12 protein-coding genes are annotated in these 15,133 nt (G+C 55.1%); 6 read left to right on the forward strand and 6 right to left on the reverse strand.

Features of this window, described 5'->3' with window-relative positions:
* The first annotated feature begins 7 nt into the window (after positions 1-7).
* Entirely contained in the window at positions 8-550 is a 543-nt protein-coding gene (locus RHJ31_RS05410) for an NADAR family protein (RefSeq protein WP_302677632.1), read from the forward strand.
* Here RHJ31_RS05410 and mutL read toward each other — a convergent pair.
* The 3 genes from mutL to RHJ31_RS05425 are packed head-to-tail and all read right to left on the reverse strand — an operon-like array spanning position 492 to position 3,533.
* On the reverse strand, positions 492-2,117 hold the full coding sequence (mutL, locus tag RHJ31_RS05415) for a DNA mismatch repair endonuclease MutL (protein ID WP_302677633.1): 1,626 nt from the start codon (positions 2,115-2,117) through the stop codon (positions 492-494). The two genes, RHJ31_RS05410 and mutL, sit on opposite strands and share 59 nt — an antisense overlap.
* Positions 2,114-3,331, reverse strand: coding sequence for a bifunctional phosphopantothenoylcysteine decarboxylase/phosphopantothenate--cysteine ligase CoaBC (coaBC, locus tag RHJ31_RS05420; RefSeq protein WP_302677635.1), 1,218 nt, complete (start codon positions 3,329-3,331; stop codon positions 2,114-2,116). Before coaBC ends, mutL begins: the two co-directional genes overlap by 4 nt.
* The gene (locus RHJ31_RS05425; RefSeq protein ID WP_302677636.1) at positions 3,318-3,533 is read right to left on the reverse strand and encodes a DUF2555 domain-containing protein; all 216 of its coding nucleotides are present in this window, start codon (positions 3,531-3,533) and stop codon (positions 3,318-3,320) included. Before RHJ31_RS05425 ends, coaBC begins: the two co-directional genes overlap by 14 nt.
* A gap of 390 nt (positions 3,534-3,923) precedes the next feature.
* Here RHJ31_RS05425 and RHJ31_RS05430 point away from each other — a divergent pair, with 390 nt between their 5' ends.
* Both RHJ31_RS05430 and RHJ31_RS05435 read left to right on the forward strand, forming a co-directional pair.
* On the forward strand, positions 3,924-7,073 hold the full coding sequence (locus RHJ31_RS05430; RefSeq protein WP_302677637.1) for a bifunctional diguanylate cyclase/phosphodiesterase: 3,150 nt from the start codon (positions 3,924-3,926) through the stop codon (positions 7,071-7,073).
* An 81-nt stretch (positions 7,074-7,154) separates the two neighbouring features.
* A complete protein-coding gene (locus RHJ31_RS05435; protein WP_302677638.1) occupies positions 7,155-7,529 on the forward strand; it encodes a hypothetical protein in 375 nt (124 codons plus the stop codon).
* Here RHJ31_RS05435 and RHJ31_RS05440 read toward each other — a convergent pair.
* Positions 7,526-8,002: a Dps family protein gene (locus tag RHJ31_RS05440; protein WP_206200104.1), complete on the reverse strand. Its 477-nt coding sequence runs from the start codon at positions 8,000-8,002 to the stop codon at positions 7,526-7,528. The genes RHJ31_RS05435 and RHJ31_RS05440 overlap by 4 nt on opposite strands.
* Before the next feature lie 195 nt (positions 8,003-8,197).
* On the opposite strand from RHJ31_RS05440, the gene RHJ31_RS05445 reads away from it, so the two are divergent.
* From RHJ31_RS05445 to asnS, 3 genes are all read left to right on the forward strand, one after another.
* On the forward strand, positions 8,198-9,157 hold the full coding sequence (locus RHJ31_RS05445; RefSeq protein ID WP_302677639.1) for an FHA domain-containing protein: 960 nt from the start codon (positions 8,198-8,200) through the stop codon (positions 9,155-9,157).
* 68 nt (positions 9,158-9,225) lie between these two features.
* Positions 9,226-11,616, forward strand: coding sequence for an endonuclease MutS2 (locus RHJ31_RS05450; RefSeq protein WP_302677640.1), 2,391 nt, complete (start codon positions 9,226-9,228; stop codon positions 11,614-11,616).
* Positions 11,617-11,627: 11 nt separating this feature from the next.
* Positions 11,628-13,016 carry an asparagine--tRNA ligase gene (gene asnS, locus RHJ31_RS05455; RefSeq protein ID WP_302677641.1) on the forward strand — a complete coding sequence of 463 codons (1,389 nt, stop codon included), beginning with the start codon at positions 11,628-11,630 and terminating at the stop codon, positions 13,014-13,016.
* A 1-nt stretch (position 13,017) separates the two neighbouring features.
* On the opposite strand, the gene trpB is transcribed toward asnS, so the two are convergent.
* Positions 13,018-14,259, reverse strand: coding sequence for a tryptophan synthase subunit beta (gene trpB, locus RHJ31_RS05460; RefSeq protein WP_302677643.1), 1,242 nt, complete (start codon positions 14,257-14,259; stop codon positions 13,018-13,020).
* 48 nt (positions 14,260-14,307) lie between these two features.
* A complete protein-coding gene (locus tag RHJ31_RS05465) occupies positions 14,308-15,084 on the reverse strand; it encodes a DUF1350 family protein (RefSeq protein ID WP_302677644.1) in 777 nt (258 codons plus the stop codon).
* Positions 15,085-15,133 lie beyond the last annotated feature (49 nt).

Consider the following 15,133-nt stretch of genomic DNA (forward strand, 5'->3'; position numbering starts at 1 on the left):
GTTGGCAATGACCATCTACTTTTATCGCGTCAAGGATGCCTACGGCAGTTTTTCCAATTTCTCTCCCCACGGGTTTACCCTCGAGGGCTATTACTGGCCAACAGCGGAGCACTACTACCAAGCCCATAAATTCTTTGGCACTGCCCATGAGGCCTTTGGTCATGCCATTCGCATCGCCCCAACTCCTGAAGCGGCTGCCCAACTCGGTCGCAGTGGTCGTTACCCCGTGCATCCTCAGTGGGATCAACTGAAACAGGCAGTGATGTGGCGTGCCCTTGTTGCGAAATTTACCACCCATCCCGACCTGCGGGAACTGCTCTTGGCCACTGGGGATGAAGAATTGGTGGAGGATTCGCCCGTAGATCGCTATTGGGGTTGTGGGGGCGATCGCCAAGGCTGTAACTATTTGGGACGGCTGCTGATGCACCTGCGACAGTGTCTGCGCCAAGGGGCAGATCTCCACAGTTTCACCCCTCTGCAAGATTGCCAATCTAAAGGCCATGACTTTTGCCCACCACCCAGTGACGACGGAAAAAACGGGCAAGGCTAGATTCTTGCAGTTGCAGACAGATGGGGCGACCATGGGGGCAGGTGTGGGGTTGACGGCAGCGGTACCACTGATCCACAAGGGTTTGCATTTCCGCAAGGGTGAGGGGCGTGCCGTTACGAATGGCACTGCGACAGGCAACGGCCACCTTAGCAGCGGTCAGATCCGCCACTTGGCTGAGTTCAATGAGAGCCGCCACGACATCTGGGCGATCGCGCAAGAGAGCAGGAACACGGCGCACTGCCCAAAGCTGTACCCCAAAGGGGGCGATCGCTAACCCCCAGTCTTGAAGGCGTTGCACTTGCGTTTCCGTGAGGGAGTCCACCAACACCGGCTGCTCTAGCTCCACGGTCTGCCAATCTGTTTCAATTTGCTCGTACAGCACGCGTTCATGGGCAATGTGCTGCTCAATCAACCAGATGCCTTCGGCGTGCTCAACAATAATGTACATGTTGTGCAATTGGCCAACCACTTTCAGGCTTGGCAAGGAAACTTGAGCTGAATTGGGCGATAACAGCGTCCGATAGCGGTTTGGTGGTTCAGCCGCCTTGAGCACCTGATAGCTGCTGGCATCACTCAGGGGGATTGAGGGGCAGGCAAGGAGTTGGCCAATGCGTTCTACCAAGAGGGCTTGCCATTGCTCTGGTTCCCGTAGATAGATCGTGCGCTTTTGGGGTTCTGCTGACCAATCAATCGCCGCCGGGGGCAAATGAAGATGGGCAATACACAGGGGAAAGCGCTGCCGAGGTAGGCCGCAACCAAAGGCCTCAAGAATCACCTGCTGCCACGAGGGATCACTGTGCAGTTCCACCCAACGGCCATTGACAGCCACCCCTAAGCCATCGGGGCGGGGACGATGGTGGCGATCCGGCGGCGCCAAGACTAGTTCAATTTGGGCATCGCTCATTTGGCGCAGATCTTGGGGATGGAGTTGTGGGATGAGTTGCAGCAGGCGATCGCCCAAAGACGCCACTGCCGGCCAGTGGTGCCAGCGCTTGCCATCCTTAAGGAGATGCCAAGCCACTTGGGGAAAACACAGGGCAATTTCCTGAAGGCGCCGCTGAACCTGTTTCGGATTTGCTCCCTGCTGACGTTGCGGCCAGTCCTGAAAAAGTTGCTCGACAATCACGCGAGTCCCCACGGCCATTCCCAGAGGACGCTGGCTGCGCACTTGACCCTGGGCATCATAACTCACTTGCCAACCGGTCTCCGCCTCGCGATGGCGACTGCAAATCGTTAACTGTGCCATTTGCGCCAAACTGCGGAGGGCTTGACCGCGAAATCCCAAGGTTGTGATGTCCGCCAATTCCCCGCTGGGGGGCAACTTGCTGCTGGTGTAGGGGAGAGCCACTTGGGTGAGATCTGCCCAGCGAATCCCTTCGCCATTGTCTGTGACCTCAAGATGCCATGCTGAAGGGCGCCAGTGGAGGTGAATGCGACTCGCCCCGGCATCAAGCGCATTTTCCACAAGCTCCTGTACCACTGTGGCGAGGGAGTCGAGGGTTTCAGCGGCAGCGATCGCCCGCTGCATTTGGAGCGGCAAGGGGACAACCGTGAGGCCATCACTCATGGCAGCCATTCTTGAGCAACGTCAAAAATTTGGTGGGCCAGAATTAACTTTGGTACCTTGGCAAGATCGCGCGATCGCCCCTGCCGATCCAGAACCACCGCTGCGTTTTCGCTACTGCCAAAGCCACCATCGGCTTGATCCACCGCATTGGCAACTATCAAATCCAAGCCCTTGCGTTCTAGCTTTTCGCGGGCGGGCGTTACAATATCCCCCGTTTGGGCAGCAAAACCAATCAGACGTTGGTGGGGTTGGCGCATCTGAGCCACCGCTTGCAAAATATCGGGCACCGGACTCAGGGGTAAGGCGGTAGGCAACTCCGATTTCGGGAGCTTTCCCGACCACTGTTGGGCCGGACGGACATCGCCAACGGCGGCAGCCATCACCAGCCAATCGGCCTCTGGCCACACCTCAAGGACAGCTTTGCACATTGCTTCGCTACTGATTGCTTCAATAGCGCGTACCTGGGCTGGGATCGGCTCGGCGATCGCCCCATGAATCAAGGTTACCGTCGCGCCGCGATGCATTGCTGCCCTTGCCAGAGCGATCCCCATTTTCCCCGTTGCCGGATTACCAATGAAGCGCACTGTATCCCAATACTCGCGGGTGCCACCGGCAGTAATCAGCAGATGTTTCCCCGCCAAGTCCCGTTTGCCGTGGGTATAAGCCAAGGAGTCCAAATAGGCAATGATTTCCTGCGTCTCCGCCATCCGCCCCACACCGACGCTGTCACAGGCCAAGCGGCCATAGGCCGGGGGTAAGCAATGATAACGGGGCTGTTGTTGCAGTTGTTGCCAATGGGCTTGTACCGTCGGTTGCTCCCACATGGTCGTGTTCATGGCCGGTGCCACCAAGATGGGTATTTGGGAGGCCAGCACCGTACTGGTCAGTAGGTTATCCGCCAAACCCAGCACCAGCTTTGCCAACGTATTGGCCGTGAGGGGAGCAATCAACATCAGCGTTGCCTTTTCTGCCAGTTCAATGTGTAGCGGTCGCGGCGCTTGGGGATGCCAAAAATCCGCATCTGTGAGTACCGATCGCCGGCACAGGGTCGAAAGGGTCAACGGCGTAATGAACTGCGAGGCAGTCTCTGAAAGGATGGCAGACACTTGCCACCCCGCCTTTACTTGCGTGGAGATCACATCACAGATTTTATAGGCAGCAATGCCACCTCCCACCCCCACTAATAAATGGGGAACTGCCCTAGGACTCGTCAAAGGCTTCTAAATCCAGAAGATACATATAAGGCTCTACCAGCTCTGGCCGCTGAAAGGCAATGGAGCGCAGCAGATGCCAGTCTTCAAGGGCGGCAAAGGGTGTATCGTAATCATCCTCCTCAAGCCGTCGTGCCAAGGCAGCCACCTCCTGGGGGGTGAGGTGATTGATATACTCCTGAGTGTAGTGGTGAGTTGTTTGCATACCCCCTCCTGCAGGACGCCTAAAGAGTAGTCCTACAACACTAGTTTACATACCCCTTGGCCTCAACCCCAAGATTGAGGAGCTAGACTGAAAAAGCTACTGCCCTGCGGGGTACGATGTCCCTAGCCGGTTTTACCCCTGCCTATGACCAATCCCCAATTCTTACGAGTGGTTGCTCTGTTGAGTCTAGGGGTAGCAACAGCTGTTTTTATAGAGTGGGTTCTCGCTGCCATCACTTCCCACTCGCCTCTCTTGGTCGGTATTGATGTTTTTGCTGCCATCGCCCTTGGGTTAACCGCATTGGCCATCACCCTCATGGGATCCAGGAGCAGAGATCGAGAATTAGCATGCCTCCCCCAGCTCTGTGGCCTAGTGCTTGTTCTCATGGGGATGGCAATTGCCGTAGCCGTTTTCAATGCTCAGGAAATCACTGCTCCGTGGCAAGCTCTATCTTTGCCGGCCTACACCAGTTTGCTACGGCCTGTGGCCTTTATAGGGCTAGGGGTGGCCCTGTGGGGGGTCATGGGGGAGTCAAGTTGGCAAGTGATTTTCGGCCAAGGTGGGGCAATCACAAGTGCCTGTCTGCTGTTCCTTGAGGTATTGGCCGGTCTGTACCAATTGCCGCTGTCTCTTAGTACCTCTATCCTTGGCCAAATCCTCGCCTGTGTTCTTCTTGGGCTGCTGAACCTCTGCCTTATCGAATGGCATCCCTCCCGAGGGGTGATGCGTTACTTCAGTTCACAAAAAATAGGTGGCCTACTTTTGCGGCGATTGTTGCCTTGGATCATCCTTGGTCCCCTCCTCATTGGTTGGGTAATTCAATGGGTGCACCACGATCGCCTATGGCTTTCGGAGCGCTTAGCCCAAGAGGTGCAGATCATCAGTATCATCGCTTTTTTGGTCACTCTTTTAGTTATTGAGGCTCAGCATCTGAACCAAGTAGAGCAGGAGCGGCAGTCATTTTGGCGCGCCTACACTGAAATGGACGAGGTGTTCCGCAACAGCCTGCTTTTGTCACCGCTGCCGATGGCGTTGGTGGCGGCGGATGGTCAACTGTGGTTGATGAATCGGGCATGGCAAGAGCAAACCGGCAGCAGCCCAGAGGAAACCCTCACATGGGAGGGGTGGTTGGCAATTGCCTTTCCTGAAGCAGCGCAACGCCAGTGGGCGGCCACAGAATTCCAACGCTGCCTTATAACGCAGGCACGGGTTGAGCATGGGGATGTGTGCATCCGCACTCGCGCCAAACAAGAGCGTATTTGGCAGATGGTTTCCCTGCCGCTGCAACTGCCCAACAGCAACCAACAGTTCATTTTACTGACGGCAGTGGATGTCACGCGACAACGGCAGCTAACCCAGCAACTTGCAGCCCAGCAAACGGAACTTGAGGCGCAGGTGATTGCCCGCACCCTCGATTTGCACAAAGTCAATGGGGAACTCCACGCCGCCCAAGAAAAGCTCAATCAACTGTTGGATCGCGCTGATGCCTTTGTCAGTGAAATACGGCTCTTTCCTGATGGCTCTTGGCGCTATGAGTATCTCTCCCAAGGGCACCTGCGCATTCTCGGCTACAGCCCCTTTGACTTTCAAGAAGACCCGAATCTTTGGCGATCGCGGGTTCCTTCCGAGGACTGGGAAGCCTACCATCGTCCCTTTCGCGAGAAATTACTCCAAGAAGGCTGTGCCCACACCGAATATCGCTTTCAACATCGCGACGGCCATGAGGTGTGGATTTCCCTCAATGCCACTGCTGAACCTCAAGGGGATGGCAGTTACCTGATCACCACGGTGGGGGTGGATGTCACCCAACGCAAAAAAGCCATGCTAGCCCTAGTGGAAAGTGAAACCCGTTTTCGCCAGATGGCCGATGCCTCACCTTTGATGATCTGGCTGGCAGATAGCAAAGGCACCATTGAGTTTGCCAACCAAACCATTTGCCGCGTCTTGGGCGCCTCCTTAGACCAAATCCTTGGCTGGAACTGGTTAGACCTTGTCCATCCTGAGGATCGGGAGCGCACCGAGCAGGCCATCCGTCTTGCCGTTGAGCAGCAGCAAAGCTATGAAATTGAGCACCGCCTGCGCAATGGCCAAGGTGTCTATCGCTGGGTACTCAAGCAAGCGGCACCCCGCTATGCCGAAGACGGCACTTGCATTGGCTACCTTGGTTCCTGCTTGGACATCACCAACATCAAGCTAGCGGAGGAGAAATTGCGGCAACTGGCTTGCCAGGATAGTTTAACGAATCTCCCCAATCGCACCTTCCTCACAGAAAAAATTGATCAACTGCTGGCTGCCTACCACCGCGGTGACATTCCGCCCTTTGCCGTTTTGTTTTTGGATTTGGATCGGTTTAAGGTCATCAATGATAGCTTGGGTCATGATGCCGGCGACGAGTTACTTCTAGAAATTGCCCATCGCCTTCGGTCGAGTATGCGCCAGCAGGAGATCGTTGGCCGATTGGGGGGAGACGAGTTTATTGCCATCCTCGAACAGATTGAGGGTCTCCAGCAGATTTATGAGTATGGCGATCGCCTGCGCCATTGCATTAGTGAACCCTATGTGCTCAAGGGCACTGAAGTAAGTGTCAGCGTCAGCATTGGCATCGCCATTGTTAATTCTCGTTACCGCACTGCCGGTGAACTGCTGCGGGATGCTGATATTGCCATGTATGCTGCCAAGGGGCAAGGGTGCAACGGTATGCAACTCTTTGAATCGGAGCACCACCAAGCGGTTTACACCCGCTTACAACGGGAACAGGAATTTCGCCGTGCCCTAGAGCAGGAGCAACTAGCGCTCTTCTACCAGCCCATTGTCAGCCTCAGTCAGGACAGCCTTGTTGGTTTTGAAGTATTAGTTCGTTGGCAGCATCCCGAAAACGGTTGGATCAGTCCGGCAGAATTTTTGCCCTTGGCTCTGGGGTTGGGTCTAGCCACAAAACTGGATCAATGGGTTCTGCAAAAGGCAATTTTCAACCTCTACCAATGGCAACAGACACTGGGTTCTCGGGCTGCCGACTTCACCCTCAGTGTCAATATTTCCAGTGCTTTCTTTAATTCTGGCCAAATGGTTCCTTTGCTCAAGCATCTGTTGCCGCTCTATGGGATTCGCGGCCAGCAAGTGATTCTGGAGATTACCGAGGAAGTGATCATGCCCGATTCAAGGTTTGCCCAAGAGCAATTGGAGGCGCTCCAAGCCCTTGATATTCGTTGTGGCATTGATGACTTTGGCACTGGCTATTCCTCCCTCAGCCGCCTTAGCCAACTGCCGTTGTATACCCTAAAGATTGACCAGTCCTTTGTCCGGGACATCGAAACCAATTTCCAAAATTTAGAAATTGTTCGTGCCATTATTAGCCTCGCCCGAGCCCTGCAACTAGAAGTGGTTGCCGAAGGCATTGAACATCTCTCCCAAAAGCAGTGCTTGCAGGCGTTGGGCTGTCAGCGGGGTCAGGGGTTTCTCTTTGGTAAACCCCTCTCTGAGGAGCAAGCGCACCAGTTACTACAAGCGAGGGTCACGCCTTGTCAAACGGAAAGCAAATAATTGTTGCATCAAGACCGCTATCTAGGGGTTAGCAAAGCCCCTTGGCTATCTTAGATAAAGACCGCTGAGTGGAGAAGCCTGATGACCCAGCCGCTGATTGCTAGCCTCATGCTGAGTCTTTCCCTTGGGGGAGCGATCGCCCCCTTTGCCATTGCCCAAGCAACTAATCCTGAGCCTGTCAACATTGTCGAGCTCGTTCGCGCCCGCAACTATGCCCGCCAAGCCGCAGAACGTGTCAATGGCGGATTAAGTCGCTATCGAGCCGATCAGTCCCTGCATGGGCCTGTCCGTGAAGCCCCCTATGTGCGCAATGCCGACGGCTCCTACACGTTTCGGATTTTGGGCCATCGAGTCAGCAATGGCGTGCCCGCATCCCTGCCCAGTATCGAAACTGTCGTTACTGTGGCTGCCGATGGGCGCACCACCATTGACTACAACGGCCCGATTCGCAACTAACTGACCAAGCCATCGCCTTTGGCTAAAAACTCCTTGAGAAACCAGCGATGTTTTTGGTGGGTTTGCACCAAGCGGGTGTAGAGGTCAGCCGTACCAATGTCGCCCGCCTCAGTGGCTACTTCTGCATCTTGGTGCATCTCGGTAATGATCAGCTCATGGTTAGCGATCGCCTCCTCAATCATTTGCTTGACCGTGAGTTGGCCGCTTGAGGGGGTTACCGTTGCCACTTTGAGATAGTCTGCGGGGTCTGCCACTGGCTGGCCATCAAGCATCAAGCTACGCTCAGCCAGTTCATCAATCATGGCAAAGACTTCTGTTCCCTGTTCTTCAAACAGCAGGTGCAACTCCCGAAACAAGGGGCCATAGGTTAGCCAGTGGTACTTTTTATAGTTCAGATACAGGACAACCGCATTGGCCTGTTCCCGTTTCAGGGTGGCTAGCACTTGCTCTTTTAGCGTGATTGTTGCAGTCATAGTGGTCTCCTTTGACAGTTATCGAACTGTCCTGTCTATTTATCATACTCATAACGAGTACGTTTTAGCAACCTAGAGGGTGCTACTGCCATTCTATTGACATCTAAGATGGAGGTAGTCCCTTGCTGCTCATCAACGCTAGGATAGGCAGCATAAAAATAAGTTTGATGATTTTAGTGTTTTTTAGCTGCTGCTATGGACGCCTCAGCCAATCGCCCCGATACCTACGTTCCACACCTACAAGCACCCAGCCGTTCTGGTGAACAGCAGTGGGGGTTCATGCGTCCCAGTGAGCTGATTCTAGCGGCACCAATACCCCGACTATTATTGCACTCCGTTTACATGCAACGTTCAATTGTGTTGGATCAGTTACCCGTTTGGCAAATTGGTCGAAGTAAAGATTGTGATATTGTCCTACCCGATCGCTGGTGTTCGCGGCATCACATTCGCATTGAGCGGCAGGCGGATCATCGCTATCGGCTGACTGACCTCAAGAGCATGAACGGGACATTTATCGGCAATAACCGTATCCACGCTCCCCATCTCCTCAGACACGGCGATCGCATTTCCATTGGTGAGTCAGAACTAGAGTACATTGACCTGCGGGATGCGCCGAGTCCCCACCCCTACACCAATCACTCCCATGGGAGTAATGGCCAAGTCACGGTCTTGATGACCCACTCTTCGCGTACCCAAGGGGAAATGTGGCGGGAATTATTGAACTCCCAAGGGATTTCGACGATTTGGGCAACATCCCACTTTGAGTTAGAAAAAATTATTGCCCATGTGGAGTCCCTCAACTGCAAAGTCAGCCTCTTGCTCCTCGATTTGGGAATGCCAAAAACCAATCCCTACGATTTTTGTCGCCAGTATCGCCAGCGCTATCCAGAAATGAATGTCATTCTCCTCAGTGGCCTGCGCACCCGTGTCCATGAATCGGAGTGCAAGTGGGCGGTCAACCAAGGCGCGATGGCACTCTTTGCGGGGTTGCCGCGCGAAAATCTGTTTGGAGATCTCACGAGCATTACCGAGCGATTGCAAACGATCGCCCAAGCCATGGAATGGACTTACTTCAATCCTGAAGCCCTCACCAGTACCCTGCTGAAACTGCAGGATGCCGTGGATGCGGAGATGTCGTCGGGGATGGTCCTCTAGAACCGCTGCACGGATTGGTGAGCAGTGCTACAGTCAGTGAAAGTAGTGTTTTCAGCAGATAGCGAACATTGGTTGTTCTCACGTCACAAGTTAGTGCACTAGACAAATCCCTAGGGCGGCTGGAGTGGCCGCGTCTCTGTCAGCAGTTGGCAACGTTTGCTGCTACCAAACGGGGGATGCGCCAGCTGCAGGGGGGAGAGATTCTAGGGGGCACCCAAGCAGCCAGTCAAGTGCTGTTGGCTCAAACCACTGAGGTGATTACCCTTGAAACGGTGCACCAAGTGCACCTCGATTTTAGCCAAGTCACAGATATTGAACCGGCGCTGGCGCGGCTGGATCGCCAAGGCTGTTTGCAGGGAATGGAGCTACTGGCGATCGCCCACCTGTTGAGTGCGGCGCGGCAACAGCGGCGTCAAATTGAGGAACACGCGCAACTCAATGAACTCCAACAACTAGTGGCCGGTATCCGTACCTATCCTGAGGTGACTCAGGAGATTTACCGCTGTATTACTGATCAAGGGCAAGTGAGCGATCGCGCCAGTCCAGAATTGGCTGAGATTCGCCAGCAGCAACGGCAGTGCCGTGCCCAGATCCAGCAGCAACTGCAGCAGATTCTGCAGCAGCGAGCCAGTGCCATTCAAGAGGCAGTGGTCACCCAACGGCGCGATCGCTATGTGTTGGCAGTCAAAGCCACCCACAAAGACCAGATGCCGGGAATTGTCCACGATCTCTCCGCCAGTGGTGCCACGCTCTACATTGAGCCACGGGAAACCATTGACCTGCAAAACCGCCTGCAACAGCTTGCCCATCAGGAGGCTGAGGCCGAACGCGCCATTTGCCAAGCCCTCTCGGATCAGCTGGCCACGATTAGTGATGATTTGTGGTATCTGCTCGATGTCCTGACCACCCTCGATATGGCGGTCGCCCGTGCCCACTATAGTCTCTGGTTGCAGGGCAATCCCCCGCAGTTTGTCAGTGACACGCGACTGCACCTGAAGGCGTTGCGGCATCCCCTGTTGGTGTGGCAAGAGCACCATGAGCAAGGACAGACCGTGGTTCCCATTGACATTGAATTGCCCCCCCCCACCAAGGTAGTGACAATCACTGGCCCCAACACCGGCGGCAAAACAGCAACCTTGAAGGCCTTGGGCTTGGCAGCACTGATGGCAAAAGCAGGGTTGTATGTGCCAGCGGCAGCGCCCGTAGAGTTGCCCTGGTTTACAGGGATTTGGGCAGACATTGGGGATGAGCAGTCCCTGACCCAAAACCTGTCCACCTTTTCCAGTCATATCTGCAATATCCGCGATATTCTCACAGAGCTCGAGATGACAGGGGGCAATACGTTGGTGCTCCTCGATGAAGTGGGGGCCGGCACCGATCCCAGTGAGGGTACAGCCCTAGCGATCGCCCTGTTGCGCTATCTGGCAGAGCACGCCAGTCTCACCTTTGCCACCACCCACTATGGCGAACTCAAAGCCCTCAAGTATCAGGACAGCCGCTTTGAAAATGCCGCCGTTGAGTTTGATGAGACCACCCTTGCCCCGACCTATCGGCTGCTGTGGGGCATACCGGGACAGTCTAATGCCCTAGCGATCGCCCAGCGGTTGGGGCTACATCCCAGTATTGTTGAAGGTGCCAAGGCCTTTTTAAGCGGTGACAGCAACAGTGTCAACGAGATGATTAGCGGGCTAGTGGCACAACGCCAAGTGCAGGAGTCGAAAACCACCGCTGCGGCAACCCTGCTTCGCGATACTGAAGCCCTCTACCAAGAAATTGCCACCAAAGCGCAGGAACTGCGACAACGCCAGCAGCAACTTCGTCAACAATTGGAAGAAGAGGTACGCACGGCTCTTCGTAGAGCACAGCAGGAAATTGCCAAAGTCATTGCTCAACTGCAACGCGCCAACAGTCCCGAACAGGTACAAGCTGCCCAAACGGCGCTGCATCAGATTGAGAAAACTTACTTACCACCACCTCCGCCCGTTGGCTTTATTCCTCAACCGGGCGATCGCGTTCGCTTGCCCCAATGGCAACAGGTGGGCGAAGTTCTCAGTGTCAGCCAGCAGGGGGATATAGTCGTCCAAGTGGGTTCCGTGAAATTTACTGTGCCGCCCCACGCCGTAGAGTCCCTCAAGGGCGAACCAGTACGCACACCATCTAAACCCAAGTCCGACCCAGCTCAAGCTCCCCCCCCACCCCCTTCTCGCACCCCAGCACCCGCCATTCGCACAGAGAGCCGTACCCTCGATCTGCGGGGCAAGCGCACCCATGAGGCAGAACCTCTCCTAGAGGAATTTCTCAACCGCCAGCAGGGAACGGTTTGGATTATCCACGGCCACGGCAGTGGTGCCCTCCGCCAGTTTGTGCATCAATTTTTAGAGCAGCACCCCAGCGTTCAAAGCTATCACCTTGCGCCTCCTGAAGAGGGTGGCCGGGGAGTAACCATTGTGCAGTTATAGGAACAAGACCCATGCAGCAGCGGATTAAGGATATTCTTCATCAAGGTCAAGTGGGCGATCGCGTCACCGTCAAGGGCTGGGTGCGCACCAAACGCGAACTCAAGGAATGTACGTTTGTCAACGTCAACGATGGCTCAACCCTAGCCGGATTGCAGGTGGTCATTCCCAACACCATGGCAGCAGCAACGCCAGCCATTAAAGACCTGACCACAGGGGCTGCCGCAGAATTCAGTGGCGAACTGGTGCGTTCTCCCGGCAAAAACCAAACCATTGAACTCCATGCCCAGCAGATTCACCTTTGGGGCGGTGCCGATCCAGAAACTTATCCCCTGCAAAAGAAACGCCACAGCTTTGAATTTCTACGCACCATTGGTCATCTCCGACCGCGAACCAATACCCTAGGCGCGGTGATGCGCGTGCGCAATGCCTGTGCCACTGCCATTCACCAGTTCTTTCAGGAGCGGGGATTCCTCTGGGTACACACCCCGATCATTACCGCCAGTGACTGCGAAGGGGCTGGGGAACTCTTTACCGTCACCACCCTGGATTTAGCGCAGCCGCCCAAAACCCCAGAGGGGAATATTGACTTCAGTCAAGACTTTTTTGGTCGTCGTGCCTACCTCACCGTCAGTGGCCAACTGGAGGCAGAAATTATGGCCACAGCCTTTACCAATGTCTATACCTTTGGTCCCACCTTCCGCGCTGAAAACTCCAATACCTCGCGTCACCTTGCCGAGTTTTGGATGGTGGAGCCAGAGATGGCCTTCTGTGACCTGATGGGAGATATGGAACTGGCGGAGGCCTTTTTGCAGTTTGTCTTTCGCCATGTCCTTGACCACTGCAGTGAGGATATGGCCTTCTTTCAGGAGCGCATTGACAATAGCGTCATGGCCACCGCCGAACAGATGGCAACTCAACCCTTTGCCCGCCTTAGTTACAGTGAAGCCATTCAAGTCCTAGAAAAAAGTGGCCGCGCCTTTGAATTTCCCGTGGCTTGGGGGCTAGACCTGCAATCGGAGCATGAGCGCTACCTTGCTGAGGAATACTGCCAGCGCCCTGTGATTGTCTATGATTACCCCGCCAATATTAAAGCCTTCTATATGCGCCTCAATGACGATGGCAAAACCGTAGCAGCAATGGATGTCCTCGCCCCCAAAATTGGCGAGATCATTGGTGGCTCCCAGCGGGAAGAGCGCTTTGACGTGCTGCAGGAGCGAATTGTGAGCCAAGGCCTAGACCCTGCCCCCTACTGGTGGTACTTGGATTTACGCCGTTATGGCAGTGTCCCCCATGCTGGCTTTGGGCTGGGCTTTGAACGGTTGGTGCAGTTTATGACGGGCATGGACAATATCCGCGATGTCATTCCCTTTCCGCGTACACCGGGGAATGCGGAGTTCTAGCTCAGGGGGCTTGCTGTGCCTCAAAATAGCGGCCAATCGTTTCCACGTCCTTGTCGCCGCGTCCTGAACAGTTAATGACAATGCGCGGCTGCCCTGTCAATTGCGGGCATAGCGTTTCCAGATAGGCCAAGGCATGGGCGGTTTCGAGGGCAGGGAGAATTCCCTCCAACTGAGCTAGGCGCACACAGGCAGCCACGGCCTCAGCATCAGTGACACTGTAGTATTCTGCCCGACCAATGTCCTTGAGGTAGCTATGCTCTGGCCCCACGCCCGGATAGTCTAAACCGGCACTGATGGAGTGGGCCTCAACCACCTGACCATCGGCATCCTGCAAGAGATAGCTCATGGCACCGTGGAGTACCCCCACTTCCCCTTTGGTGAGGGTGGCAGCATGGTGACCCGTGTCCACCCCTTGACCCGCAGCTTCAACACCAATTAAGCGCACCTGCGGTTCCTCAACAAACTCATGGAAGAGTCCCATGGCATTGGAGCCGCCGCCAACACAGGCGAGCAAAATATCGGGCAGCCCGCCCCATTTCTCAAGGCACTGCCGCCGCGTTTCGGCCCCAATGACGGCATGGAATTCCCGCACCAGCATCGGGTAGGGATGGGGCCCCGCCACTGAACCCAAGATGTAATGGGTGGTTTCAACATTCGTCACCCAATCGCGAATTGCTTCGGAGGTGGCATCTTTTAGGGTGCCTGTACCGGCACTGACGGGCGCCACTTCTGCTCCCAATAGACGCATCCGCAGCACATTTAACCGCTGCCGCTCCATATCCTGTACCCCCATGTAAATCACACATTGGAGGCCAAAGCGGGCACAGACGGTTGCCGTGGCTACCCCATGCTGACCAGCACCCGTTTCCGCAATAATGCGCTGTTTGCCCATGCGCTTGGCAAGGAGCACTTGACCGAGGGCATTGTTGATTTTGTGGGCACCCGTATGGTTGAGGTCTTCCCGTTTTAGATAGATCTGGGGTTGGGCTTGATCATGGGCATAGTGGGCACTGAGGCGTTCGGCAAAGTAGAGGGGACTAGGACGACCCACATAGTCTTGCAGAAGTTGCTGCAATTCGGCTTGAAAATCAGGGTCTTGGCGGTAGTGGGCAAAGGCCGCCTCGAGTTCACTGAGGGCGGGCATCAGCGTTTCGGGAACATACTTGCCACCAAAGCGACCAAAGCGACCACGGGGATCGGGGCGAGCAGCGGCACTGAGGGCAGCAGAGGGGGCAACAGTCACGGGCAAAGTCCTTTCTTCATCAAGGGTTCCTTATGTGATTGTGCCACGCTACGGGCGGGAACGGCGGGCAGTGCCTAGGGGATTGAGCCACTCCAACAGACACTCCTCCAGAATCTGCATTTCGGGAAAGAGACTTTGCTTGATCCACTGGCCGACGGCATCTAGGGGAGAAAATTCTGCGCCGACTTGCCACTTGAGTCCTTGGCTGAGGGGGGTGAGGTGATTCCCCGGTAGCTTCAAGGCAGTGACCATATCGCCAAATTTGGCTCTGAGGAGACTGCGCAGGCGGGCTGTTTGGTCAATATCGTCCTCTTGGAAACGGATCAAGAGATTACGGCGCACAGGATAGCGCTCTTGAATCAGTTTTTCGGTTTCTGTCGGGCTGGGACTGAATTCGGCACCCACGGGGGCAAGGTTTTCCATCCAAGGAATGGATTGACTGGCGGGGTAGTTGTTGAAGGCCATGAATATATTCCCAGCGCGATCGCCATCGTAGAGGCTATTGATCAGCAGGTGGAGCTTGCAGCCCATACTGTGTCCCAAACCATAGATGGGCAATGCCGGTGGGTAGCCTCGGCGATAGATCAACCAATCAAGGGCATAGTCGAGTTTATTCAGCACATCGAGGGCGATCGCCCCATGGTCAAAGGTGTTCACAAAGGGCGTGGCAATAATGCCATAGCCCGCCTCCGCTAGGTGCTCCAACAAGCGCCGATAGGTCAATTGCGGTGCCGCTGCCACAAAAGCTCCCCCTAGAAAGTGAATCCACCCCAAGGGACGCTGGGGAAGACACAGCCAACTGCCGCGAACCTCTTGCCACTCCAAAATCCAGTCACTCCAAAAATGCCTAACTGACTGTAATCTAGCGAATACG

Origin of the sequence: Thermosynechococcus sp. JY1331, assembly GCF_031583475.1 — a bacterium.
GTDB lineage: Bacteria > Cyanobacteriota > Cyanobacteriia > Thermosynechococcales > Thermosynechococcaceae > Thermosynechococcus.

Bases quoted from the DNA above. Each gene is read 5' to 3' on its own strand.
- RHJ31_RS05410 (WP_302677632.1), top strand. From the start codon at position 8: ATGACCATCTACTTTTATCGCGTCAAGGATGCCTACGGCAGTTTTTCC.
- mutL (WP_302677633.1), bottom strand. From the start codon at position 2,117: ATGAGTGATGGCCTCACGGTTGTCCCCTTGCCGCTCCAAATGCAGCGG.
- RHJ31_RS05425 (WP_302677636.1), bottom strand. From the start codon at position 3,533: ATGCAAACAACTCACCACTACACTCAGGAGTATATCAATCACCTCACC.
- RHJ31_RS05430 (WP_302677637.1), top strand. From the start codon at position 3,924: ATGGCAATTGCCGTAGCCGTTTTCAATGCTCAGGAAATCACTGCTCCG.
- RHJ31_RS05435 (WP_302677638.1), top strand. From the start codon at position 7,155: ATGACCCAGCCGCTGATTGCTAGCCTCATGCTGAGTCTTTCCCTTGGG.
- RHJ31_RS05440 (WP_206200104.1), bottom strand. From the start codon at position 8,002: ATGACTGCAACAATCACGCTAAAAGAGCAAGTGCTAGCCACCCTGAAA.
- RHJ31_RS05445 (WP_302677639.1), top strand. From the start codon at position 8,198: ATGGACGCCTCAGCCAATCGCCCCGATACCTACGTTCCACACCTACAA.
- asnS (WP_302677641.1), top strand. From the start codon at position 11,628: ATGCAGCAGCGGATTAAGGATATTCTTCATCAAGGTCAAGTGGGCGAT.